The sequence below is a fragment of the Meridianimarinicoccus marinus genome (assembly GCF_040689105.1).
Lineage (GTDB): Bacteria > Pseudomonadota > Alphaproteobacteria > Rhodobacterales > Rhodobacteraceae > Meridianimarinicoccus > Meridianimarinicoccus marinus.
Genome location: NZ_JBFBVU010000002.1, coordinates 117,742 through 140,936 on the forward strand (window position 1 = coordinate 117,742; position 23,195 = coordinate 140,936).

Consider the following 23,195-nt stretch of genomic DNA (forward strand, 5'->3'; position numbering starts at 1 on the left):
AGCCAGAGTGGCGTGTCACGCCCCTGATCCCGCGCACAAAATGTCACAGCGCCTGCCACAGCCACGCGCCGTCGTCCCGCCGCCAGCGCCGCAGCTCGCCGCGTTTCATCAGATGGTTCAGATGCGCCACCGCCTCGACCAGCGCCAGGCCATAGGCGCTGCCGCCGATCTCGCGCTTGAACAGCGGCAAGAAGCAGTCCCCGGCGGTCTGCGGCGTGGCCAGATGGCCGCGCAGCCGCGCCAGCGCGCCATGGTGATTGTCCTCAAGCTGGCGCACCCGCAGCGGCAGGCCGGTGAAGGGCAGCTTGTGCCCCGGCAACACGAAATGACGCTCCTCGGCAAGGTCCGCGAAGCGTTGGCAGCTGTCGAACCAGTCGCTCAGCGGATCGGCCTCGGGCTCGGTCGCATAGACGCCGATGTTGGGCGAGATCGACGGCAGCAGTTGGTCGGCGCCCAGCACCAGGTCGTCATCGCGGCTCCAGAGCGTCGCCTGTTCCGGCGCATGGCCGTTGCCGATACGCACGTCCCAGTCGCGGCCCCCGAAGCGGATCACATCCCCTTCGGCGATTCGCGTGAAGCCCAGCGGCAGGGGGGCGACCACATCGGCAAAGTTGAAGGGCCGTTCGGCCAGACGCTGTTCCAACACCTCAGGCGCCATGCCGGCGCTGCGCCAGAAGGCCTCGGTCTCGGGGGCCACCTGCGGCTGTTCATCCAGCGTCAGCATCCGCGCGAACAACCAGGCGGTGCGGGTGCAGATCAACTCGGCCCCGTGGTCTGTCTGGAACCAACCTGCCAGCCCCATGTGATCGGGGTGATGATGGGTGACGATGACCCGCACCACCGGCTTGCCCGCCAGCGGCCCGTCCAGCAGCGCCTGCCAGGCCGCTTTCGACCGCTTGGTGCCGATACCGGTGTCGATGGCTGTCCAGCCGTCCGCATCCTCGAACAGGTAGATATTGACGTGATCCAGCGCCATGGGCAGCGGCAGCCGCGCCCAGAGCACACCTTTGGCCACCGTTGTCACCTCGCCCGGACCGGGGGCCTCGGGAAAGGGCGTCACGATCCCCGGACGCGCCGGCACGGTCACGCGCCCAGGTCTTCCAGGCTCAGAGCGTAAAGATCATCGGCCCCGACCCGCACCTCTTCCAGCAGGCCCAGGTATTCCGGCAGCAGACGTCCCATATAGACCCGCGCCAGGGCTGAGCGCGCACCGCTGCCGCCCTCGGCCAGCGCCGCCTTCAGGTGGTAATGCCCACCCAGCACGCGGGCGAAGGCGCGCAGATATGGCACCGCACCGGCGAAACGCTGGTTGGCATCGGACTGGCCGACCAGCCATTCGGTGGTTTCGCGCAGGCTTTCCGAGGTGTTCCACACCGCATCGGCCAGATCCGGCAGGGTTGTGCGGGCGGATTCGGCCTGGGTCTCGATCTCTTCCAGCAGACGATAGGCGGCCTCGCCGCCGTCCATCAGCTTGCGCGCGACCAGATCCATCGCCTGGATGCCGTTGGTGCCTTCGTAGATGGCGGTCACGCGCACGTCGCGGCTGAACTGCGCGGCGCCGGTTTCCTCGATCACGCCCATGCCGCCATGCACCTGCACGCCCTCGCGGGACACGGCGATGCCAACGTCCGTGCCGAAAGCCTTGGCGATGGGGGTCAGGAAGGCGGCGCGTGCCGACCAGTCGGCCGAGCCCGTGGCGGTTTCCATGTCGATGGCCACGGCGCAGGCCAGTTCGATGGCGCGCGCGGCAAAGATATCGGCCTTCATCGCCGTCAGCATCCGCCGCACGTCCGCATGATCGACGATGGTGGGATGCCCGGTCGGGGTGCGGCCCTGCTTGCGCTCCAGCGCATAGGCCAGCGCGTGCTGATAAGCGCCTTCCGCAGCCCCAACCCCCTGCGCCCCGACGTTCAGGCGGGCGTTGTTCATCATGGTGAACATGGCCGCGATGCCGCCATGCGGGTCGCCGACCAGCCAGCCGGTGGCCCCGTCATACTGCATCACAGCGGTGGGCGAGCCGTGCAGACCCATCTTGTGTTCAAGGCTGACCACGCTCAGGCTGTTGGCCACGCCGGGGTTGCCGGCGTCGTCGGGGATGTACTTGGGCACCAGGAACAGGCTCAGCCCCTTGGTGCCGGGCTTGCCGTCGGGCAGCCGCGCCAATACCAGATGGCAGACGTTCCCGGCCACATCGTGATCGCCCCACGAAATGTAGATCTTCTGGCCGGTGATCGCATAGGTGCCGTCGCCATTGTCCGCAGCCTTGGAACTCAGCGCGCCCACGTCCGACCCGGCCTGCGGCTCGGTCAGGTTCATGGTGCCGGTCCATTCGCCCGAGATCAGCTTCGGAAGGTACAGCGCCTTGAGCTCGTCGCTGGCATGGGCCTCCAGCGCCTCGATCTGGCCCTGGCTGAGCAGCGGACACAATTGCAGCGACAGGCAGGCCCCCGACATCATGTCGTTCACCGCCACCGACAGGGCAAAGGGCAGCCCCATGCCGCCATGCTCGGGGCTGGCCGAGATTCCGACCCAGCCGCCCTCGGCAATCGCCTTGTAGCCTTCGGCAAATCCCGGAGAGGTGCGCACCACACCGTTTTCCAGCCGCGCAGGTGTCAGGTCCCCGGCCCGGTTCAGGGGCGCCATGATGTCATCGCACAGCCGTCCGGCCTCGGTCAGGATCGCCTCGCAGACATCCGCCGTGGCCTCGGAAAACCGGTCGGTGGCCGCGACCTGAGCCAGATCCACCACATGATCCAGCGTGAACTTGAACTCCGATACGGGGGCGGTATAGGGCATCATCTTCCTCTCAAACGGCGCAACGGCACAAAGCGGGCCTGTTGTGCCCGTCCCGACACCAGACTAATCAAGCGATCATGGCAAACAATCAAGACGCGGCGTCACAACCGCCGGACCGCAAGACCCGGATGCTGGCACCGGATGCCGAGGGGATCAACGTGGCCGCCGCGTTGCTGCGCGCGGGCAAGCTGGTCGCCTTCCCGACCGAGACGGTCTACGGGCTGGGTGCGGATGCCCGCGACGATGCGGCGGTGGCCGGGATCTATGCCGCCAAGGCGCGCCCGGCCTTCAACCCGCTGATCGTGCATCTGCCGGATCTGGACGCGGTCCGAACCATCGCCGAGGTCGGCCCCGCTGCGGAAGACCTGGCTGCCGCCTTCTGGCCCGGTCCGCTGACGCTGGTGTTGCCGGTGCGAGACGCCAGCGAGCTGTCGCGGCTGGTCACCGCCGGGCTGGAGACTGTGGCCGTGCGCGTGCCGGCCGCGCCGCTTGCGCAGGAATTGCTGCGCGCGGCGGCGATCCCGGTGGCCGCGCCCTCGGCCAACCCCTCGGGCCGGATCAGCCCGACCCATGCCGCCCATGTGATGCAGGGGCTGGTGGGGCGCATCGATGCGGTGCTGGACGGCGGCGCCTGCGAGGTCGGGGTGGAAAGCACCATTCTGGACGTGACCGGCCCACCGAAGCTGCTCCGCCCCGGCGGCCTGCCCGCCGAGGCGCTGGAAGCGGCCCTTGGCGCCCCCCTGGCCCGGTTGCCGGACCATCAGCCCGACCGGCCCTCGGCCCCCGGACAACTGACGTCGCACTATGCCCCCAACGCCCGGCTACGCCTGAATGCGGAAGTGCTGCGCAAAGGGGAAACGCTGCTGGGCTTCGGCCCGGTGCCGGATGCCGCGCTGAACCTCTCTCCCACGGGTGACCTTGTGGAAGCGACGGCGAACCTGTTTGCCATGCTGCATCGGTTGGACACCCCCGAGGTCACCACCATCGCGGTCTCGCCGATCCCCGACCATGGGCTGGGCACGGCCATCAACGATCGGCTGAAGCGGGCCGCGGCGCCGCGCGTGTGACCTGCGCTGGTCACGCCGGATCTGGCGGGTGAGGATTGTGGCGGGGTTGGATGAGTATTTCTGACAAGAAAAAGCAGTCGCCCGCGCGGCGGCTCAGGCGCGCCCGGCGGCGCCGGACAGGGTCAGCGGATCGATGCCCATGAGGGCCAACGCAGCTGTCCATTTGGCGGAGCTGTCGGCGGAAAACACGATCTGTTCGTTGGCCTCGCCCACGAGCCAGGCGTTTTCCTGCAATTCGGTCTCGATCTGCCCCGGCCCCCAGCCGGAATATCCCAGCGCCAGCAGGCAGTCATGCGGGCCAATGCCGCGTGCGATGTCTTCCAGGATGTCCATCGTCGCGGTCATGCCGAAGCGGGCGTCGACCTGAAGCGTGCCCGCCGCGCCGTGATAATCCGCCGAATGCAGCACGAAGCCGCGCGCGTGTTCCACCGGCCCGCCGAGATAGACCACCGGCATGGGCGCCTGGCCCGCGCCGGGATCGATCGACAGTTGTTCCAGCAACAAGGGGAAGGACAATTCCCGCGCGGGGTGGTTGATGACCAGTCCCATGGCGCCTTCGTCCGAATGCGCACACAGGAAGATGACGCTTTTCTGGAAGCGCGGGTCGGCCATGCCCGGCATGGCGATCAGCAGTTTGCCACTGAGATCCATCGCTGTGTCGTCACCCTGTGTCATCCTTTAAGGATGGGGCAAACACCGCCCTTTCTTCAAGGGGGCGCGACACCTTGGTAACACACTCTCCGGATTGTGACTTTTCTCGGGGATCGGGGCATGTCAATCCGGTTGTCATGACATCATTTCGCGCCCTGATTGCATCCTCTGCCTTTGCCCTGTGGGCCGGGGCGTCTTCTGTCGCGGCCCAGGATATGGGCGATCTGATCGGGATCACCGTTCTGGATGGCTGGCAGACCGAACGCGGCACCGTGATGGCGGGGCTGCGGATCACGCTGGACGCCGGGTGGAAGACCTATTGGCGCAATCCGGGCGACAGCGGCATCCCTCCGCAGTTCGACTGGGGCGCGTCCGACAATCTGAGGGCGGTTCAGGTTTATTGGCCCCGGCCCGAGATTTTCCAGGAAGCGGGGGCTGAAACCCTTGGCTACATGAATGAATTCGTCCTGCCGGTGGAACTGTTCCCGCGCGATGCCGCGGCCCCGATGCGGCTGGACGGGCTGGCCTCGGTCGGCGTCTGCCGCGAGGTCTGCGTGCCGGTGGAGGCGGTGTTCGGCGGCACGGTCGGCCAGGGCGACCCGGGCCATGCGCAGGCCATTCGCGGCGCGCTGGCCGCGCAGCCTGACCGGGTGGACGGGCCGCGCACGGTGTCCTGCCGGGTGACACCCATTGCCGATGGCCTGCAACTGACGGCGCGAATCGCGGTGCCGTCGCAGGGCACGACGGAACGGGTGGTGTTTGAAACCGGGCGGCAGGATTTGTGGATTTCGGCGCCCGTGACCTCACGCGAGGGTCACATTCTTGTGGCCACCGCCGAGCTGGTACCGCCCGAGGCCCGGCCCTTTGCCTTCAGCCGGTCGGAGCTGCGGGTGACCGTGCTGGGCCAGACCCGCGCGGTGGAGATGAAGGGTTGCAAGGCCTCCTGAGGGGTCAGGCGGCCCCGCGCCGCAGTTGCAGCATCGCGGCCACCAGATAGACCAGAAGGGTGGCCATGACGGCGCCCACAGCGAAGATCGCGAAGGCCATGCCGATGGCGCCGATCTCGTGCAGCGGTCCCAGCGGCAGCAGCATGGTCCCGGTCACGATCTGTGCCCCCAGCGTCACGGCAAACCAGCCCGCCAAAGCCACGGCCAGACCCGCCGATGCCCAGGACGCCACTCCGCCCCTCCGCCCGGCCCGCAGCGCGCGCCGCCCGGCCCGCAGGCTTTGCGAGAAGTCCTGCCCCGCCGCCAGCAGGGCCGGCACCACGAACAGCACCATCACCACGCCGAAGCCCAGCCCGTAGACCAGTGTGATCACCGTGGGCTTGAGGAACTGCGCCTGCACCGAACGTTCATACAGCAGCGGCGCAAGCCCCAGCACCGTGGTCAGCGTGGTCAGCAGCACCGGGCGCAGACGATCGCAGACCGCATCGATAATGGCCGGACGCAGCCCGCGCGACTTGCCGTAGTCGTCCACGGTGGTGATCAGCACGATGGAATCGTTGATGATGATGCCGGTCATGCCGATCAGCCCGACGACCGAGAACATCGACAGCGGCACATCCCAGATGTAGTGACCCCAGATCGTACCGACCAGGCCGAAGGGAATGATCGCCATGATCACCAGCGGCCGCGCCCAGCTGGCAAAGATCCACGCCAGCGTCAGATAGATCCCCAGCAGGCACAGGGTGAAACCGACCGAGGCATCGGTGAGGAATTCGTTTTCCTGCTCGGCCAGCCCCGACAGACGCCAGCTGACCTGATACTCGGCCTCGATCCTGGGCAGGATCTCGGCGCGCAGGGTTTCGACGATTTCTTCGGCGCGGGCCGCGTCATCGTCTGAAATATCGCCGCTGACGGTGATGGTCTGCACCCCGTTCTTGCGGGTGATGGTCGAGAAGCCCGGCTCTTGCCGCACGGTGACCAGATCGGCCAGCGGCACGTATTGCCCCGACGGCGCCCGCAGCAGCAGGCTTTGCAGGTAATCGGCGGTTTGTTCTTCCTCGGCGACCTCGACCCGGATCGTGGCGGTGCGGATGCCATCGGGGAAGCGCGCGGCCTCGATCCCGTTCAGGCGCTGGCGCAGGACCCGCCCGACATCGTCGATGGTGAAGCCCAGAACCCGGGCCTGCGGGGTCAGGTCGAGGATGATCTCGTCCTTGTCCCACGACATGCTGTCCTGCACCGCCGAGACCTCGGGATAGATCACCACTTCGCGCTTCAGCGCTTCGGCGGCTTCCTTCAGGCGACGCGGATCGGTGCCGTAGAGCCGCACGTCCAGCGCATCGCCGCCGGGGCCGGAACGCCAGCCGCGAAAGCTGATTTCCTCGGTCTGCGGCAGGCGGCGGGTTTCTTCCTGCAGGGCGGCGACGAAGGCAAAGGCGGAATAGGGGCGCAGATCGGCGTCGATCAGGTCGATGGCCAGCGATCCCAGCAGATCGTTGTCCTTGTTCTCGGCCGAGGCGATGCCGCGCCCGGTGGTACCGCCCAGCTGCGCCAGCACATAGGCCAGCGGGTTGGCGCCATGTTCGGCTTCCAGACGCTCGGCCACCACCTCGGCGGCGCGCTGCATCTCGACCATCTGGGCAAAGGTGTCTTCGCGGGTGGCGCCTTCGGCCATGGCGAAATTGCCGGTGACCGAGCCCTGTTCCGGCGCATTGAAGAACCGCCAGGTCACCTTGCCATCCAGGAACAGCACCACCTGCGTGGACAGGATCAGCAGCACCCCGGCAATCACCGGGTAGCGGGCGGTGATGACCAGCCCGATCAACGGGCGGAACAGATGTTCGCGCAGCCAGCGGAAGCCGTCGTTGAACTTGCGGCTGGGCCAGTCGTACCAATGGTCCTGCGCCGTGTGCATCAGCGCATGGCGCATGTGGTGCGGCAGGATCAGGAAGCATTCCACCAGCGAGGCCGCCAGCACCGCCACCACGGTGATCGGAATGTCGCGGATCAACTCTCCGAAACGGCCGCCGATGGTGGTCAGGGCCCAGAAGGCGATGATCGTTGTGATGGTGGCCGAAAACACCGGCAGCGCCATGCGGCGGGCGGCGTTGATGGCGGCGTCCTCGGGGCTTTCGCCCAGCCGCCGGGCGCGGAAATCGGCGTGTTCGCCGACCACGATGGCATCATCCACCACGATGCCCAGCGTGATGATCAGCCCGAACAGCGAGATCATGTTCAGCGACACGCCGCCTGCATACATGATCGCCACCGCCGTCAGCATCGCCACCGGAATGCCGGCGGCCACCCACAGCGCGGTGCGGGCGTTGAGGAACAGGAACAGCAGCCCCACCACCAGCGCCAGCCCGGTCAGCCCGTTGGTGAGCAGGATGTTCAGACGCCCGGTGATGGCTTCGGACCGGGTGCGGATCAGGTCGATGTGGACGCCGGCGGGCAAGTCCAGTTCCATCTCGCGCGCCACGTCCTCGACGGTGTTCTGCAGGTCGATGGCATCGCCCTGGGCCGAGCGGTCTACCCGCAGCGAAATCGCCGGGTTGGTGCCCACGAAATAGGCCTGTTCGCGATCCACGCCGCCGGTTTCAAGCCGGGCGATATCGCCGATGGTCAGGGTCGTGCCATCGGGTTCGGACCGCAGGGCGATGGCGGCGATCTCGTCGGCGCTCCGCCGCTCGGTGCCGCTGCGCAACCGGGCGTTGGCGGCATCGACCTCACCGGCGGGTTCGGCGGCGGCCTCGGCACCGATGGCGGCGGCGATCTCGGCCAGCGAGGTATCGTGCCGGATCAGGTCCCGGGTTTCGACGATCACCAGGATCTCTGGCGCGGCCACGCCGCGCAGGGTGGTGCGGGTGACCCCCGCCTCGAACAGGCGCAGGGTCAGGTCATCGGCGAAGCGCGCCAGTTGCTCGACCCCGACGGGGCCGGTGATCACCACATCCGTGACCCGGTCGCGCCACGCCCGGCGGGTGACCTCGGGCGGATCGGAATCAGCGGGCAGATCGGTGACCGAGGCGACGGCGGTTTCCACGTCCGCCTGCGCCTGTGCCATGTCCCAACCCGGTTCGAACTCCATCGTCAGGATGGCACGGCCTTCGCGGGAATTGGCGGTGGTTTCCACGGCGCCATCCACGTCGCGCACCGCCGGCAGCAGCGGGCCGATGATGGCGCGGTCCACGTCCTCGGGCCCGGCGCCGTCCCAGTCGACGCGGATGTTGATTTCTTCCAGCACCACGTCGGGAAAGAACTGGGCGCGCATCTGGGGGGCGGCGGCCAGCCCCAGCACCACAAGAATCACCAGCAACAGGTTGGCGGCGGTGCCGTGGCGGGTGAAATAGGCGATGATGCCGCCGCGCATCGCGTCACCTGAGGGCAGATGGGGCAGATGCATGGCCTAGCCCCCCATCCGCTCTTCGATGCGTTCGACGACGCTTGCGGGCACCTCGTCCTGCGCAAGGATCGACAGCACGCGGTCGCGCGCCTCGGCCGGCATCCGGTTGTTGCCCTGCACCGCCGCGATAAGGCGGGCGCGGTGTTCGGGCGTCAGGGTGACCATGGGTTCGGGCGCGGGCGCCTCCGTGCCTTCGGGGCGGATCGGGCGGACCTTCAGGCCGGTGCCCAGCGACGGGATGCGCTGCGCCACCACTTCGGCCCCGGCAAGATCGGGGGCGCGGACCAGCACCGTGTCACCCTGCCGCCGGATCAGTTCCACCGGTTGCGCCTGCAGCCGGTCGTCGTCGCCCACCACCAGCACTGCGCCGTCGCTGCCAAGGGCGCGGGCGGGCAGACGGGCGACGCCGCCGATGGGTGCCTCGCGGATCTGCACGGTGACGATATCGCCGGGGCGGAAGCCCACGGAGGTGCTGAGCCGGGCAAAGACCTCGCGCCCGGACTGGCCCTCGCCGACCTCGGCGCTGACCCGCTCGATGGCGCCCTCGGCGCGCAGGTTCAGGCCGGCCACATCCATCCGCACTTCGATCGGTGCGCGGCGCAGGTTACCGCTGTCATCCAGAAGACGGGCGTATTGGGCGGTGGACAGGCGAAAGGCCACCTCCAGCGCCGAAGGATCGACCAGCCGCGCCATGCGTTCGTTGGCCGAGACCAGCCCGCCCTCGACCACCGTGACATCCGACAGGGTGCCGGTGAACTTGGCGCGGATGCTTTTTTCGTCCAGCAGCCGCTGGGCTTCCTCCATGGCGATGCGGGACCGGTCGCGCTTGGCCGCCGCCTGTTCGATGCGGGTTTCCGCCGTGGCCACGGCCTGCCGCCGCGATACCACCGATTGCCGTGCCTGCGCCGCGGCCAGCGCGGCGGTTTCCACGGCCGAGACGCTGCCGACCCCGCGGTCCGACAGGTCATTCTGCCGCGACAGCGCCTGTGCGCGCAGATCGGCCTGTTCGATGGCCACGTCCAGTTCATCCTGTGCCAGCTCCAGCGCGCGGCGGGAATCGCGCAGATCGGCCTCGGCCTCGGCCAGATCGGCGCGGGCCAGCGCCAGGTCGGCCTTGGCCTTGGCCGGGTCGATCAGGGCCAGCAGATCGCCCTCGGCCACCTCGCCGCCATCGCGGAAATCGGGCGAAAGCTCGATCAGCTTGCCGGTACTGGTGGCACGCACTTCCAGAATGCGATGCGAGCGGATCTCGCCGAACACATCCATCACCGGCACCACGCGCTCGGGCGCCACGGTCACCACGTTCACCGCCAGCACGACCTCACGCGCGGGGCGCTGACGGTCCTCTTCGGCCAGCATCGCCTGCACGGCCCGATAGACCGAAGCCCCGGCCCAGCCGAGCGCCCCGAAGGTCAGGGCAAAGAGCAAAACGCCGGTCAGGGCGCGCCGCAGGAACAGCATCAGGTGACGTCCTTGTTACTCGGGTCCGGCGTCCCGGACCCCCCGTCAAATCTAGTCCGCGCAGACCGCGCATCCAAGTTACAGTGTCTTGAACGGGTCGCGCGCCTACTTCCGTCGCAAATGTTCGTCCAGACGCGGCAAAATTTCCACGAAATTGCACGGCATGTGCCGATAATCGAGTTGGTTGCTTAAAATCCCGTCCCAGGCATCCTTGCACGCGCCCGGAGAGCCGGGCAACGCGAACAGATAGGTGCCCTGCGCCACACCGCCAGTGGCGCGGCTTTGCACCGCCGAGGTGCCGATCTTCTCCATCGACAGCAGGGTGAAGACCGTGCCGAAGGCCTCGATTTCCTTTTCATAGACATCGCGGTGCGCCTCGACCGTCACATCGCGGCCGGTCAGCCCTGTGCCGCCGGTGGAGATCACCACATCGATCTGCGGATCGGCGCACCAGGCGCGCAACTGGTCGGCGATCTCGGCACGCTCGTCGCGCAGGATCTTGCGGTCGGCCAGAACATGACCCGCCGCCGCGATGCGGTCCACCAGCACCTGCCCCGAGCGGTCGTCTTCCATCGCCCGGCTGTCGGACACGGTCAGGACCGCGATGCGAACCGGGATGAACTCTTTGCTGTCGTCGATGCGCGCCATGGGATGTCTCCTTGCAATGGACGCACCTAATCAGGGGCTTGGCGCAAGGTCCAGCAAGCCTGCGTGATTCCCACTGGTCGCGCGCGTCTGGCGCTGGCATGGTCGCGGCGCCACTGCCCGGAGGTCCCATGTCCAACCGCCCCCTGCTTGTCGCCGCCGCCTTCGCCACGCTGGCCCAGCTACTGTGGGCGGGCAATTTCATCACCGCGCGGGCGCTGCGCGAGGTGATCGACCCGATCAACCTGAACTTCCTGCGCTGGTTGCTGGCGGCGCTGATCCTGCTGCCGCTGGTGCTGCGCGACCGGCGCGCGATTGCAGCCGCCCTGCGCGCCCAGCCGTTGCAGATCCTGATGCTGTCGGCACTGGCCATCACCGGGTTCAACACGCTGCTGTACGCAGGCCTGCAGACCGCCACGGTGGCCGAGGCGGGGATCATCACCGGGCTGGCGCCGATCCTGATCCTGCTGCTGGCACGGTTCTGGGACGGCACCGCCCTGACCGGCGGCCAGATCGCCGGCGGTGCGCTGGCGTTTCTGGGCGCGCTGCTTGTGCTCAGCGGCAAGGAGGGCGGCGGCGTCAGCGGCATCCGCGGCCCGGCCTTCCTGCTGGGCGCCGCCACGGCCTGGGCGGCCTATACGGTCGCCTACCAGCGCTTCAAGATCCCGCTGAAACCGCTGTCGGCGCTGGGTCTGTTCGCGGCACTGGGCAGTCTGCTGATGCTGGCGCTGGTCCCCTTTGCGCCCACGCCCATCGGCCAGATCCCCCTGACCGGCGAGGTGATCTTCGGCCTGACCTATATCACCCTTGGGGCGTCCATCCTGGCGCTGTATTCCTGGAACCGGGGGGCCAGCGTGCTGGGCCCGGCGCGGGTCGGGGTGTTCCTGCAGCTGATCCCGGTCTTCGCGATGATCCTGGGCGTGCTGATCCTGGGCGAGACGGTGACCCCGATGCAGATCGCCGGTCTGGCCTGCGTGTTCGGCGGGGTGCTGGTGGCGCAGCGGCGCGGGCGGGTCTCAGCCGTTCAGGCGGGCGCGCAACGCTAGCAGGTCGGCCCAGGCCTCGCGCTTGGCGGCCGGGTTGCGCAGCAGGTAGGCCGGGTGGAACATCGGCAGCGCCGGACGGCCAGCGGCCTCGCCCCAGGTGCCGCGCAGGCGGGAGATGCCCTTCTTGCCCAGCATGCCCTGACAGGCGACATTGCCCATCAGCACCAGAACCTCGGGCGCGGCCAGATCCACATGCCGACGGATGAACGGGCCCAGCATGGCGATTTCCTCGGGCGTCGGCGTGCGATTTTGCGGCGGCCGCCATGGCAGGATGTTCGAGATATAGACCGCGCGGTCTGGATCCCCGGCCTGCCGGTCCAGCCCGATGGCGGCCAGCATCCGGTCCAGAAGCTGCCCGGCGCGGCCCACGAAGGGCTTGCCCTGCTGATCTTCCTCGCGCCCTGGCGCCTCGCCGACGATCATCACCCGCGCGCCCGGCACCCCGTCCGAGAACACCAGTTGCGTCGAGCCCAGCTTCAGGTCGCAATGAGTGAAGGACTCCATCGCTTCACGCAGCGCCGGCAGATCGGCGGCGGCATCGGCCATGGCCTGCGCCTCGGCCACCGGATCGACCTGCGGGGCGGCGATGGGCACGGCTGTCGCCGCAGGTGATGCAGGGGCAGCTTGCGCGGGTCGCATCGGGTCCACCGGATCGGCATAGCGGTTCACCGGCGCCTCCCCGATGGGAAGGTCCGCGCCCAGTTCTGCCTGCCAGTCCAGCAGGGCCTTCAGCGCTTCGGCTTCGGTTCCGTGATCCATGGCCGCGACCCTATCGCCGCGCGCAGGCCCGCGCAATTGCGCCGGCGCCGCTTGCCGCCTTTGACCCGCCCCCGTATAACCCCGGCGACACGCAGACAGATCGGGGCGCGCATGACTTACCGCGGACGGCACCTTTTGGGCATTGAACCGCTTCACCCGACCGAGATAACGACGCTTCTGGATCTGGCCGACAGCTATGTGGACCTGAACCGGCGGTCGAAAAAGCGCTCGGACGTGCTGGCCGGCCTGACCCAGATCAACATGTTCTTCGAGAATTCGACCCGCACGCAGGCCAGTTTCGAACTGGCAGGCAAGCGTCTGGGCGCGGACGTGATGAACATGGCGATGCAGGCCAGTTCGATCAAGAAGGGCGAAACCCTGATCGACACGGCCATGACCCTGAACGCCATGCATCCCGACCTGCTGGTGGTGCGGCACCCGCATTCGGGGGCGGTGGACCTGCTGGCCCAGAAGGTCAATTGCGCGGTGCTGAACGCCGGCGACGGCCGCCACGAACACCCCACGCAGGCGCTTCTGGACGCGCTGACCATCCGCCGCGCCAAGGGCCGCCTGCACCGGCTGAACATCGCCATCTGTGGCGATATTGCCCACAGCCGCGTGGCGCGGTCCAACATCCTGCTGCTGGGCAAGATGGAAAACCGCGTCCGCCTTGTGGGTCCGCCGACGCTGATCCCCGGCCCGATGAAGGATCTGGGGGTCGAGGTCTATGACGACATGCGCGAGGGTATCGCGGGCTGCGACGTGGTGATGATGCTGCGGCTTCAGAAGGAGCGTATGGATGGCGGCTTCATCCCGTCCGAGCGCGAATACTACCACCGCTACGGGCTGGATGCCGAGAAGTTGAGCTGCGCGAAACCCGACGCCATCGTCATGCATCCCGGCCCGATGAATCGCGGAGTCGAGATCGACGGCACGCTGGCCGATGACATCAACCGCTCGGTCATTCAGGAACAGGTGGAAATGGGCGTCGCTGTGCGCATGGCGGCGATGGATCTGCTGGCCCGCAACCTGCGAGCGGAGGCTGCCTGATGGATCTGGACCCCAACGTCGCCCCCCATGAAAGCGGCGTGCTGCGCCTGTACCGGCTGGACACCGACAGCGCCGAGGGCGCGGCCCTGCGCACGGCGCTGGCCACCGAGGCACCCGAGGCCGCCGATCTGGCCGCGCAGGCTTTCGGCGTGGCCTCGGTCGATCCGTGGTGGCTGACCCTGCTGCCCCTGTCCGACATTCAGGACATGGGCCTGCACGCCTATCTGGCCGAAGGCCACGACGTGCCCCGTGACCAACTGGACGCCGAGGCCGCGCGGCTGGCCACGCTTGACGGCACCCTGTTGATCGCCCAGTCCCGCGCCTTCGACGGCGGCGACGTCACCCTGCGCCCCGCCGCCTGTCTGACGCCGGTGCTGATGCTGGACAGCACCCGCGCGCCCGCCACCGCGCGCCCGTTGGCCCGCGCCAAGGTGGACCCGGTCGCGGTCACACCGCCCGCAACCGCGCAGCCGCCGCAGAAGGCACCCGCCGGAAAATGGATGCTGGCCGCGCTGCTGGCCGCTGGCCTGCTGGTGCTGACGGTGGCCTTTTTGGGCACAGGGGGCTGACGTGACAGGCAACGGCTGGGACGACATCCTGGAGCCCGGGGAAGAGCTGCTCTGGCAGGGCCAGCCCGACCCGCGCCCGGACTGGCGCGCCCAAACCCTGCGCGAGACCCTGTTTGGGCTGGCGGTGACCGCGTTTTCGCTGTTCTGGATGGCCAAGGCGCTGGGGATCGGCGCCGATGCGACCTTCATGGGGCTGGTGTTTCCGCTGATGGGGTTGCCGTTTCTGGTGATGGGGCTGAACCGGGCGGGCGGCAAGATCGCGCTGGGGGTCTGGCGTCGCCGCCACACCTGGTACTCGCTGACCACCCGGCGCGCCTTCATTGCCACTGACCTGCTGGGACGCCGCACGCTTGACGCCTATCCCATCGGCCCGGCCACGCCGCTGGACCACGAGGAAGGCCCGCCCGATCACATCTGGTTTGCCACCGATTTCGTGAAGACCGCACAAGGCAGCAAGCGCCGCCGCATCGGATTTACCCATCTCCCCGACAGCCGCGCGGTCTATGACCAGATGCGCCGCCTGCAGCGAGAGGCCCTATGACGCTACTTTTCCACAATGCCCGCCTGATCGACCCCGAGGCCGGAACCGAGGCGCCCGGCGCATTGCTGGTGGACCGGGGCGTGATCGCCCGCGTGCTGCCCGCAGCCACAACGCCCGCCGATCATCCCGAGGCCACCGCCGTCGACTGCGATGGCCAATGCCTGGCCCCCGGCATCGTCGACATGGGCGTGAAAGTGGGCGAACCGGGCGAGCGTCACAAGGAAAGCTTCAAGACCGCCGGTCTGGCCGCCGCCGCAGGTGGGGTGACGACCATGGTCACCCGCGCCGACACCGCGACCCCGATCGACAACCCCGAAACGCTGGAATTCGCCATGCGGCGCGGCTATGACGCCTGCCCGGTGCGCATTGCCCCCATGGCCGCCCTGACTCGCAACCGCGACGGCCGCGAGATGGTCGAGATCGGCTTTCTGAAGGATGCCGGCGCCGTCGCCTTTTCCGATGGCGACCGGGTGCTGACCAACACCAAGGTGTTTTCGCGCTGCCTGAGCTATGCCGCCGGTCTGGGCGCGCTGGTGGTGGCGCACCCGCAGGAGCCGGGGCTGAGCGCCGGGGCGGCGGCCTCGGCGGGCAAATTCGCCACGCTGCGCGGCCTGCCCTCGGTCTCGCCCATGGCCGAGCGCATGGGGCTGGAGCGCGACCTGGCGCTGGTCGAGATGACCGGGGCGCGCTATCACGCCGACCAGATCACCACCCGCGCTGCCCTGCCCGCCCTGCGCCGCGCCAAGGCGGCGGGGCTGGATGTGACCGCCGGGATCTCGATCCATCACCTGACCCTGAACGCGCTGGACGTCGGCAACTACCGTACCTTCTTCAAGGTCAAGCCGCCCCTGCGGGACGAGGACGACCGGATGGCCATGGTCGAAGCGGTGCGTGAGGGGCTGATCGACACGCTCAGTTCCTTCCACACCCCTCAGGACGAGGAATCCAAGCGCCTGCCGTTCGAGGAGGCCGCCAGCGGCGCCGTGGGTCTGGAAACCCTGCTGCCCGCCGCGCTGCGCCTGTATCACGCGGGCCAGATGGACCTGCCGGGGCTGTTTCGTGCCATGGCGCTGAACCCGGCCCGGCGGCTGGGTCTGCCCGGCGGGCGGCTGGCCGAGGGCGCCCCGGCGGACCTGGTGCTGTTTAACCCCGACACGCCCTTCGTGCTGGACCGTTTCGACCTGCATTCGAAATCCAAGAACACGCCCTTCGACGGCGCCCGCCTGCAAGGCCGGGTGCGCGGCACATGGGTCGGCGGCACGCGGGTGTTCTGCGCATGATCCCCGCACTGACCACCCCGCTGGCCGGCCTCGCCCTGACCGCGCTGCTGGCCTACCTCCTGGGCTCGATGCCCTTCGGCATCGTCATGGCGCGCGTCTTCGGGCTGGGCGACCTGCGCCAGATCGGCTCGGGCAACATCGGTGCCACCAACGTGCTGCGCACCGGCAACAAGCTGGCCGCATTCCTGACGCTGGTGCTGGATGCGGGCAAGGGCGCCATCGCGGTGCTGACCGCCCGCGCGCTGGCGGGCGAGGACGCGGCGCAACTGGCGGGATTTGCCGCCTTCCTGGGCCATTGCTTCCCGGTCTGGCTGGGCTTCAAGGGCGGCAAGGGCGTGGCGACCTTCCTGGGCACGCTGCTGGCGCTGTCCTTTCCGGTGGGGCTGGCCGCCTGCGCCACCTGGGCCGTGATGGCCGCCGTCCTGCGCTATTCCTCGCTGGCGGCGCTGACGGCGGCGGCACTTTCTCCGCTCTGGGCCCTTGCCTTGGGACAATCCGGGCTTACGCTTCTGAGCATTGCCCTGGCCGTTCTGGTTTTCTACCGCCACAGCGCGAACATTCGCCGCCTGCGGGACGGAAGCGAACCAAGGATCGGCCGCAAATCCTGACCGGAGACGCCCAATGAATTTCCAGACCGCCATTCAGACATGTCTGAGCAAATATGCCACTTTCTCGGGACGCGCCACGCGGCCCGAGTTCTGGTGGTTCGTCCTGTTCGTGATCCTTGTCGGGGTCGGCGGCAGTATCCTAGATGCGATGATCTTCGGCACCGGGCCCGAGGATGGGCAGCCGATTTCGATGCTGGCCAGCCTCGCACTGTTGCTGCCCTATCTGGCGGTCGGGGTCCGCCGCCTGCATGACATCGGCCGCAACGGATGGTGGATGCTGCTGATCCTGCTGCCCCTCATCGGCACGCTGATCATCCTTTACTGGATGGTGCAACCCAGCAAGGACTGACCGGACAAGGGGCAGCACGCTGCGCCGCCCCCATCGTTGTTCAAGGGATCAGCCGGGTCAGGAGGCCCGGCTCTGCCGCGCGCCCATGTGGCAGATGACCCGTGCGGCCATCGCGGCACCGCGTTCCCCGGCACGGGTCACATCCTCGCCCATGGCCAGCCCGCCCAGGAACCCGGCGGCAAAGGCATCGCCCGCGCCGGTGCTGTCCACGACCTTGGCCACCGGCACCGCCGCGATCTGAACCACCGGGCCGCCATCGCTGACCAGCGCGCCATGTTCGCTGCGGGTCAGGGCGACGGTGCCCACATGATCCAGCGCCCAGTGCAGGGCGCTCATCGGATCGCGCGCCGACGACAGCGCGGCCAGTTCCAGCTCGTTGCCGATCAGGATGTCGCAATCGCCCTCGATCAGCGCCAGCATGGCGTCGCGCTGACGTTCGACACAGGCCGGGTCCGAGGGCGTCAGCGCCACTTTCGCCCCCACCCCATGGGCCAGTTCCACGGCGTGCGCGATGTTGGCGGCCCCCTCAGGCACGTCGAAGTGATAGCCCTCGATCAGCAGGATCTCGGTTTCGGGCGGCAGCGCATCGGGCATCCCCCCCGGCACCAGCCGCTCGCAGGCGCCGAGGTGGGTGGACATGGTGCGCTCGCCATCCGGCGTCACCATCACCACGCAATGGCCCGTCGCCGTGCCATCGGTCAGCGAGGTCACCGGCACCGCGATGCCCAGTTCGGACATGTCCCGGCGGAACACCGCGCCCAGATCATCGTCGGCCACTTGCCCCAGAAAGGTGCCCTGCAATCCCAGATCGCCGATATGCGCGATGGTGTTGGCGACCGAGCCGCCCGATTGCTGCATCCCCGGCCCGATCTCGGCGTAAAGTTTCGCGGCGGTCTCGGCATCGACCAGATGCATCTCGCCCACGATCAACCCGTGACGGGCGGGGCCTTCGGGATCGATCGAGGCCAGTACATCGACCAGCGGGTTGCCAATTCCGGCCACCTGGGGCACGCGTTCACTCATCAGAAGTCTCCTGCAACGGCTTTGCGGGGCGCATAGCGCAAAGCCGCCCGCTTGTCACAGAATAACACGCCGCAGGGGTCAGCCCTTGCTGCCGCGCAGCCCCCGCACCATCGGAACGACCGCCTTGGTGACAATAGGCACAAGGATCAGGCCCAGCACGAAGCCGACCGCCACCGACAGCAGCGCCGTCACCAGCCACGACACCGTTGCCTGCAGCCCGCCCGCCAGTTGCCCCAGCGCATGGGCGGTGTCATGCACCAGATGCGCGGGTCCGGCCAGACCAAGCACCTCGGCGCCGTGCAGCAGGATACCGCCGCCCACCCAGAGCATCGCCACGGTGCCGATGGTCGCCAGCAGTTTCAGGAACCCCGGCATCACATGCACGATCCCGCGTCCCAGCGACCGTGTCAGGCCCAGCCGCCCGCGCTGGGACATGGCTACGCCCACGTCATCGGCCTTCACGATCAGCGCCACCGACCCATAGACAACCAGCGTGATCCCGGTGCCGACCAGGGCGAGCACCATTGCCTGCTGCCAGAAGCTGGCTTCGGGCACCGCCGACAGGGTGATGGCCATGATCTCGGCGGACAGGATGAAATCGGTCTTGATCGCGCTGGCGACACGCTGGTCTTCCAGCCCCTCAGGCGTGCCGGGGACGACCACTTCGCCCTCGCCATGGCCGTGCGCATGGGGATGCAGCATCTCCAGCACCTTCTCGGCGCCCTCGAAACACAGGAACAACCCGCCAAACATCAGGATCGGCGTGATCGCCCAGGGCGCTAGCAGGCTGAGGATCAGCGCGCCGGGCAAAAGCACCAAAAGCTTGTTGCGCAGCGAGCCACGGGTGATCTTGTAGATGATCGGCAATTCACGCTCGGCGGTGAAACCCACCACGTAGCGCGGGGTGACGGCGGCGTCGTCGATCACCACGCCCGCCGATTTCGCCCCGGCCTTGGCCGCCAGCGCGGCGGTATCATCGACCGAGGCCGCCGCCACCTTGGCAATGGCCACCACGTCATCCAGAAGTGCCAAAAGACCTGAACTCATACCAATCTCCGCAGCTTGCGTTTGAAACGAGCTATGCCAGAAACACGCAGCGCGTGCACCCCTCTCGCACCCCCGCGACAGGTTTTGCCGTGCCGGCGGGGCCGCGTGACAATCCGCGACCCCGGCCCTAAGGTCACGCCAACGCCGCCAGACCACGAGTTGCCCCATGTTCGACACCGCCCCGCAGTTTCAATGCCCTGCCTGTCAGGCCTGGGGGCCGGTCGTGCCGGAAACCACCGACTGCACCGCCTGCAAAGCGCCCTTCCCGCGCACCGAAGGCATCCTGGATCTGCGCGCCGACCGCAGCCGCGACACGCTGCTGGATCTGGACAGCTATGACGCGGATCACGGGGTCGGGCAGGCCTCGCGCCGGATCGCGACCACCTATGCGCGGCTGTTGCAGGGCGCAGGCGTCGCGCGCGCCGCCCATGTGCTGGAGATCGGCGCCGGGTCCGGCAACCTGACCCTCGGGCTGGCGCAGGAGCCGTATTTCGAAAGCATCCTGTCCACCGACATCTCGGCAGGGTTCCTGAAGCGCCTGATCGGGCGCCTGTCGGACACCGGGGCCGGGAACGTGTCGCTCGCGCTGGTCGACGGCAACAGCCTGCCCTTTCACCCCGGCGGGTTCGACGCGGTCATCGGCCATTCCATCCTGCACCACATCGCGCGGTTCGAGGACACGCTGGCCCAATGTCACAAGCTGGTCAGACCCGGCGGCGCCTGCGTGTTCGGGGAACCGATCCTCGACATACATGCCTTCGCCTCGCTGCTGGCGCAGAACATCCTGCTGGCGGCAGAGATGAGCGGCCATGTCTTTGGCAAGAAGGAACGGCAGGTGCTGACCGCCGTGGCAGGCCGGTCGGCGATCAAGCATGGCAACCTGATGGGGGATCGCGATGCCCTGGCGCAGGTCGAGGACAAGTTCCAGTTCTCGATCGACCGGATGGCCGAGCTGGGCCGATCGCTGGGATTTTCCGAGGTGACCTGCCTGAACCGCGGCACCAAGATGCCGCTGGGCCTGCGGGCCATGGACATGCTGCGCCGGGTTTGCGGCCAGATGAAGCTGGATCCTGGGTTCCTGACGCCTTTCGACGGGTTTGCCGAGGCGCTCAGCACCACCTATGGCACTCCGCTGGGCTTGTCGGACCGGGTCCAGTTCGGGTTTTTCGTCTTTCGCAAGTGACGGGCAGCGGGGCGGGACCGCGCTGCCCGGACCGCCCTAGTAGCGGTAGTGCTCGGGCTTGAACGGGCCTTCGGGCTTGACGCCGATATAGGCGGCCTGTTCGGGCGAAAGTTCGGTCAGCTTCACGCCGATCCGCTTGAGATGCAGGCGCGCGACTTTCTCATCCAGATGCTTGGGCAGGATGTAGACGTCGTTCTTGTAGGCGTCGCCCCGCGTCCAAAGCTCGATCTGCGCCAGCACCTGGTTGGTGAAGCTGGCCGACATCACGAAGGACGGGTGGCCGGTGGCATTGCCGAGGTTCAGCAGGCGGCCTTCGGACAGCAGGATGATGCGGTTGCCCGAGGGCATCTCGATCATGTCCACCTGTTCCTTGATGTTGGTCCACTTGTGGTTCTTCAGCGCCGCGACCTGAATTTCGTTGTCGAAGTGGCCGATGTTGCCGACGATGGCCATATCCTTCATCTCGCGCATATGCTCGATGCGGATGATGTCCTTGTTGCCGGTGGTGGTGATGAAGATGTCGGCGCTGGCGACCTCGTCTTCCAGCGTCACCACCTCGAACCCGTCCATGGCGGCCTGAAGCGCGCAGATCGGATCGACCTCGGTCACCTTCACGCGGGCACCCGCGCCGCGCAGCGATGCCGCCGAGCCCTTGCCCACATCGCCATAGCCGCAGACCACGGCGACCTTGCCGGCCATCATGGTGTCGGTGGCACGGCGGATGCCGTCGACCAGCGATTCCTTGCAGCCGTACTTGTTGTCGAACTTCGACTTGGTGACGCTGTCGTTGACGTTGATCGCCGGGAACGGAAGCTGGCCTTCCTTGACCAGTTCGTACAGGCGATGCACGCCGGTGGTGGTTTCTTCCGAAACACCGACAATCTGGTCGCGTGTCTTGGTGAACCAGCCCGGGCTTGCCGCCATGCGCTTGGCGATCTGCGCCTTGATGGCCTCTTCCTCTTCCGAGGTCGGCACCGGGATGATGTCTTCGCCCGCTTCGGCGCGCGCGCCCAGCAGAACATACAGCGTCGCGTCGCCGCCATCGTCCAGGATCAGGTTCGGACCGTCGGGGAACATGAAGGACCGGTCGAGGTAATCCCAATGCTCTTCCAGCGACTGGCCCTTGACAGCAAAGACCGGCACCCCGGCTTCGGCGATGGCCGCTGCGGCGTGATCCTGCGTCGAGAAGATGTTGCACGAGGCCCAGCGGACATCGGCGCCCAGGTCCACCAGCGTTTCGATCAGAACCGCGGTCTGGATGGTCATGTGCAGCGAGCCGACGATGCGCGCGCCCTTCAGCGGCTTGCTGTCGCCGTACTCCTCGCGCAGGGACATCAGCCCCGGCATTTCGGTTTCGGCGATGGTCAGTTCCTTGCGGCCGAACCCGGCCAGCGAAATATCCTTGACGATGTAATCGGTCACGTGCTTGCTCCGCAGCTCATCATTTCATGTGTGATTGGGGTGCAGCTAGCACCCCACACCGGACCCGGCAAGGCGGGCACCCCGCCAAACCGCGCGCGCCGCCCCATCGGGACGGCGCGATTGTCGGGTCAGGCGCTGATCTTGTCGGTGCCGTAGATCCGGGCCAGTTCGTCGGCCAGATCGGTCTTTTCCCAGGAAAACCCGCCATCGGCCTCCGGCGCGCGGCCGAAATGGCCATAGGCCGAGGTGCGGGCATAGATCGGTTTCAGCAGATCCAACTGGTTGCGAATGCCGCGCGGGGTCAGGCGCACCATCTCCTGCAGGGTCTTCGAGATCGCATCCTCATCCGCCCGGCCGGTGCCCTGCGTGTCCACATAGACCGCCACGGGTTCCGGTACGCCGATGGCATAGGCCAACTGGATCAGGCATTTCTCGGCCAGACCCGCCGCGACGACGTTCTTGGCCAGGTAGCGCGCCACATAGGCCGCCGAGCGGTCCACCTTGGTGGGATCCTTGCCCGAGAACGCGCCGCCGCCATGCGGAGCCGCGCCGCCATAGGTGTCGACGATGATCTTGCGCCCGGTCAGACCGGCGTCGCCATCGGGGCCGCCGATCACGAAGCGCCCGGTGGGGTTCACGATCAGGCGCTTGTCGGACACCTGCCAGCCTTCGGGCATGGCGGCGGTCACATAGGGGCGGACCAGTTCGCGCACGCCTTCGGTGCCCAGTTCCTCGGCATGCTGGGTCGAGACCACGACCGCATCCACCGCCACCGGCTTGCCATTCTCATAGCGCAGGGTGACCTGGCTTTTGGCATCGGGGCCAAAGCCCTTCTGCACACCGGATTTGCGATCCTCGGCCATGGTCCGCAGGATGCGGTGGGCCAGCAGGATCGGGGCCGGCATCAGTTCCGGGGTTTCGGTGCAGGCATAGCCGAACATGATGCCCTGGTCCCCAGCACCCTCCTCGCCCTTGCTGCCTTCGTCCACGCCTTGCGCGATGTCGGCGGATTGCTCGTGCAGCAGGTTTTCAACGGCGCAGGTCTTCCACGAAAACCCGTCCTGCTCATAGCCGATGTCGCGGATCGCATCGCGCGCGATTTCCTCGACGCGCTGGCGCACTTCGTTGGGGCCGCGCACCTCACCGGCGATGGTCACATGATCGGTGGTGGCCAGGGTTTCGCAGGCCACGCGGGAATGCGGGTCTGCTGTCAGGAAGGCATCCAATACGGCGTCCGAAATGCGGTCGCAAACTTTGTCGGGATGCCCTTCGGACACGGATTCACTGGTAAACAGCCAGCTTTTCGCACTCATATCTCATCTCTCCTTGGGCACGGCCAGAACCGGGA

21 protein-coding genes are annotated in these 23,195 nt (G+C 67.6%); 10 read left to right on the forward strand and 11 right to left on the reverse strand.

Annotated elements, in window-relative coordinates; all coding sequences use genetic code 11:
* Window positions 1–43: 43 nt before the first annotated feature.
* Both AB0T83_RS02620 and AB0T83_RS02625 read right to left on the reverse strand, forming a co-directional pair.
* On the reverse strand, window positions 44–1,087 hold the full coding sequence (locus tag AB0T83_RS02620) for an MBL fold metallo-hydrolase (protein WP_435891133.1): 1,044 nt from the start codon (window positions 1,085–1,087) through the stop codon (window positions 44–46).
* Window positions 1,084–2,796: an acyl-CoA dehydrogenase gene (locus AB0T83_RS02625; RefSeq protein ID WP_366191578.1), complete on the reverse strand. Its 1,713-nt coding sequence runs from the start codon at window positions 2,794–2,796 to the stop codon at window positions 1,084–1,086. The genes AB0T83_RS02620 and AB0T83_RS02625 overlap by 4 nt, the downstream gene beginning before the upstream one ends.
* 77 nt (window positions 2,797–2,873) lie before the next feature.
* Here AB0T83_RS02625 and AB0T83_RS02630 point away from each other — a divergent pair, with 77 nt between their 5' ends.
* Window positions 2,874–3,863 carry an L-threonylcarbamoyladenylate synthase gene (locus tag AB0T83_RS02630; protein WP_366191297.1) on the forward strand — a complete coding sequence of 330 codons (990 nt, stop codon included), beginning with the start codon at window positions 2,874–2,876 and terminating at the stop codon, window positions 3,861–3,863.
* Window positions 3,864–3,956: 93 nt separating this feature from the next.
* Here AB0T83_RS02630 and AB0T83_RS02635 read toward each other — a convergent pair whose 3' ends face one another.
* Window positions 3,957–4,514, reverse strand: coding sequence for a YqgE/AlgH family protein (locus AB0T83_RS02635; protein WP_366191580.1), 558 nt, complete (start codon window positions 4,512–4,514; stop codon window positions 3,957–3,959).
* Window positions 4,515–4,651: 137 nt separating this feature from the next.
* On the opposite strand from AB0T83_RS02635, the gene AB0T83_RS02640 reads away from it, so the two are divergent.
* Entirely contained in the window at window positions 4,652–5,461 is an 810-nt protein-coding gene (locus tag AB0T83_RS02640; RefSeq protein ID WP_366191299.1) for a protein-disulfide reductase DsbD domain-containing protein, read from the forward strand.
* Window positions 5,462–5,465: 4 nt separating this feature from the next.
* Here AB0T83_RS02640 and AB0T83_RS02645 read toward each other — a convergent pair whose 3' ends face one another.
* From AB0T83_RS02645 to moaB, 3 genes are all read right to left on the reverse strand, one after another.
* On the reverse strand, window positions 5,466–8,864 hold the full coding sequence (locus AB0T83_RS02645; protein WP_366191301.1) for an efflux RND transporter permease subunit: 3,399 nt from the start codon (window positions 8,862–8,864) through the stop codon (window positions 5,466–5,468).
* Between the two features lie 3 nt (window positions 8,865–8,867).
* Window positions 8,868–10,325: an efflux RND transporter periplasmic adaptor subunit gene (locus tag AB0T83_RS02650; protein ID WP_366191303.1), complete on the reverse strand. Its 1,458-nt coding sequence runs from the start codon at window positions 10,323–10,325 to the stop codon at window positions 8,868–8,870.
* A 105-nt stretch (window positions 10,326–10,430) separates the two neighbouring features.
* On the reverse strand, window positions 10,431–10,973 hold the full coding sequence (moaB, locus tag AB0T83_RS02655; protein ID WP_366191304.1) for a molybdenum cofactor biosynthesis protein B: 543 nt from the start codon (window positions 10,971–10,973) through the stop codon (window positions 10,431–10,433).
* A 128-nt stretch (window positions 10,974–11,101) separates the two neighbouring features.
* On the opposite strand from moaB, the gene AB0T83_RS02660 reads away from it, so the two are divergent.
* Window positions 11,102–12,016, forward strand: coding sequence for a DMT family transporter (locus AB0T83_RS02660; RefSeq protein WP_366191306.1), 915 nt, complete (start codon window positions 11,102–11,104; stop codon window positions 12,014–12,016).
* Here AB0T83_RS02660 and AB0T83_RS02665 read toward each other — a convergent pair.
* Window positions 11,987–12,775, reverse strand: a complete 789-nt coding sequence (locus AB0T83_RS02665) for a uracil-DNA glycosylase (protein WP_366191307.1) — start codon at window positions 12,773–12,775, stop codon at window positions 11,987–11,989. The two genes, AB0T83_RS02660 and AB0T83_RS02665, sit on opposite strands and share 30 nt — an antisense overlap.
* 111 nt (window positions 12,776–12,886) lie before the next feature.
* On the opposite strand from AB0T83_RS02665, the gene AB0T83_RS02670 reads away from it, so the two are divergent.
* Genes AB0T83_RS02670 through AB0T83_RS02695 form a run of 6 tightly spaced genes read left to right on the forward strand, consistent with a single transcriptional unit; the run spans window position 12,887 to window position 17,172 of the window.
* Complete coding sequence (locus AB0T83_RS02670) at window positions 12,887–13,825, forward strand: aspartate carbamoyltransferase catalytic subunit (protein WP_366191309.1); 939 nt, start codon at window positions 12,887–12,889, stop codon at window positions 13,823–13,825.
* Window positions 13,825–14,394, forward strand: coding sequence for a hypothetical protein (locus AB0T83_RS02675; protein ID WP_366191311.1), 570 nt, complete (start codon window positions 13,825–13,827; stop codon window positions 14,392–14,394). The genes AB0T83_RS02670 and AB0T83_RS02675 overlap by 1 nt, the downstream gene beginning before the upstream one ends.
* A gap of 1 nt (window position 14,395) precedes the next feature.
* Complete coding sequence (locus AB0T83_RS02680; RefSeq protein ID WP_366191312.1) at window positions 14,396–14,935, forward strand: hypothetical protein; 540 nt, start codon at window positions 14,396–14,398, stop codon at window positions 14,933–14,935.
* On the forward strand, window positions 14,932–16,215 hold the full coding sequence (pyrC, locus tag AB0T83_RS02685; protein ID WP_366191313.1) for a dihydroorotase: 1,284 nt from the start codon (window positions 14,932–14,934) through the stop codon (window positions 16,213–16,215). Before AB0T83_RS02680 ends, pyrC begins: the two co-directional genes overlap by 4 nt.
* Window positions 16,215–16,823, forward strand: a complete 609-nt coding sequence (gene plsY, locus AB0T83_RS02690) for a glycerol-3-phosphate 1-O-acyltransferase PlsY (protein ID WP_366191581.1) — start codon at window positions 16,215–16,217, stop codon at window positions 16,821–16,823. Before pyrC ends, plsY begins: the two co-directional genes overlap by 1 nt.
* Before the next feature lie 13 nt (window positions 16,824–16,836).
* A complete protein-coding gene (locus tag AB0T83_RS02695) occupies window positions 16,837–17,172 on the forward strand; it encodes a DUF805 domain-containing protein (protein ID WP_366191315.1) in 336 nt (111 codons plus the stop codon).
* Window positions 17,173–17,229: 57 nt separating this feature from the next.
* On the opposite strand, the gene AB0T83_RS02700 is transcribed toward AB0T83_RS02695, so the two are convergent.
* The gene (locus AB0T83_RS02700) at window positions 17,230–18,195 is read right to left on the reverse strand and encodes an adenosine kinase (protein ID WP_366191317.1); all 966 of its coding nucleotides are present in this window, start codon (window positions 18,193–18,195) and stop codon (window positions 17,230–17,232) included.
* Between the two features lie 78 nt (window positions 18,196–18,273).
* A complete protein-coding gene (locus AB0T83_RS02705) occupies window positions 18,274–19,242 on the reverse strand; it encodes a DUF808 domain-containing protein (RefSeq protein ID WP_366191319.1) in 969 nt (322 codons plus the stop codon).
* A 166-nt stretch (window positions 19,243–19,408) separates the two neighbouring features.
* Here AB0T83_RS02705 and AB0T83_RS02710 point away from each other — a divergent pair, with 166 nt between their 5' ends.
* Window positions 19,409–20,425, forward strand: coding sequence for a class I SAM-dependent methyltransferase (locus AB0T83_RS02710; protein ID WP_366191320.1), 1,017 nt, complete (start codon window positions 19,409–19,411; stop codon window positions 20,423–20,425).
* A gap of 36 nt (window positions 20,426–20,461) precedes the next feature.
* On the opposite strand, the gene ahcY is transcribed toward AB0T83_RS02710, so the two are convergent.
* Entirely contained in the window at window positions 20,462–21,847 is a 1,386-nt protein-coding gene (gene ahcY / locus AB0T83_RS02715) for an adenosylhomocysteinase (protein ID WP_366191322.1), read from the reverse strand.
* Between the two features lie 128 nt (window positions 21,848–21,975).
* Complete coding sequence (gene metK / locus AB0T83_RS02720; protein ID WP_366191324.1) at window positions 21,976–23,160, reverse strand: methionine adenosyltransferase; 1,185 nt, start codon at window positions 23,158–23,160, stop codon at window positions 21,976–21,978.
* Window positions 23,161–23,195: the final 35 nt, after the last annotated feature.

What these genes read in the sequence shown, in the direction of transcription:
- AB0T83_RS02625 (WP_366191578.1), bottom strand. Translation starts at nt 2,796, where the DNA reads ATGCCCTATACCGCCCCCGTATCGGAGTTCAAGTTCACGCTGGATCAT.
- AB0T83_RS02630 (WP_366191297.1), top strand. Translation starts at nt 2,874, where the DNA reads ATGGCAAACAATCAAGACGCGGCGTCACAACCGCCGGACCGCAAGACC.
- AB0T83_RS02635 (WP_366191580.1), bottom strand. Translation starts at nt 4,514, where the DNA reads ATGGATCTCAGTGGCAAACTGCTGATCGCCATGCCGGGCATGGCCGAC.
- AB0T83_RS02640 (WP_366191299.1), top strand. Translation starts at nt 4,652, where the DNA reads ATGACATCATTTCGCGCCCTGATTGCATCCTCTGCCTTTGCCCTGTGG.
- AB0T83_RS02645 (WP_366191301.1), bottom strand. Translation starts at nt 8,864, where the DNA reads ATGCATCTGCCCCATCTGCCCTCAGGTGACGCGATGCGCGGCGGCATC.
- AB0T83_RS02650 (WP_366191303.1), bottom strand. Translation starts at nt 10,325, where the DNA reads ATGCTGTTCCTGCGGCGCGCCCTGACCGGCGTTTTGCTCTTTGCCCTG.
- moaB (WP_366191304.1), bottom strand. Translation starts at nt 10,973, where the DNA reads ATGGCGCGCATCGACGACAGCAAAGAGTTCATCCCGGTTCGCATCGCG.
- AB0T83_RS02660 (WP_366191306.1), top strand. Translation starts at nt 11,102, where the DNA reads ATGTCCAACCGCCCCCTGCTTGTCGCCGCCGCCTTCGCCACGCTGGCC.
- AB0T83_RS02665 (WP_366191307.1), bottom strand. Translation starts at nt 12,775, where the DNA reads ATGGATCACGGAACCGAAGCCGAAGCGCTGAAGGCCCTGCTGGACTGG.
- AB0T83_RS02670 (WP_366191309.1), top strand. Translation starts at nt 12,887, where the DNA reads ATGACTTACCGCGGACGGCACCTTTTGGGCATTGAACCGCTTCACCCG.
- AB0T83_RS02675 (WP_366191311.1), top strand. Translation starts at nt 13,825, where the DNA reads ATGGATCTGGACCCCAACGTCGCCCCCCATGAAAGCGGCGTGCTGCGC.
- pyrC (WP_366191313.1), top strand. Translation starts at nt 14,932, where the DNA reads ATGACGCTACTTTTCCACAATGCCCGCCTGATCGACCCCGAGGCCGGA.
- AB0T83_RS02695 (WP_366191315.1), top strand. Translation starts at nt 16,837, where the DNA reads ATGAATTTCCAGACCGCCATTCAGACATGTCTGAGCAAATATGCCACT.
- AB0T83_RS02700 (WP_366191317.1), bottom strand. Translation starts at nt 18,195, where the DNA reads ATGAGTGAACGCGTGCCCCAGGTGGCCGGAATTGGCAACCCGCTGGTC.
- AB0T83_RS02705 (WP_366191319.1), bottom strand. Translation starts at nt 19,242, where the DNA reads ATGAGTTCAGGTCTTTTGGCACTTCTGGATGACGTGGTGGCCATTGCC.
- AB0T83_RS02710 (WP_366191320.1), top strand. Translation starts at nt 19,409, where the DNA reads ATGTTCGACACCGCCCCGCAGTTTCAATGCCCTGCCTGTCAGGCCTGG.
- metK (WP_366191324.1), bottom strand. Translation starts at nt 23,160, where the DNA reads ATGAGTGCGAAAAGCTGGCTGTTTACCAGTGAATCCGTGTCCGAAGGG.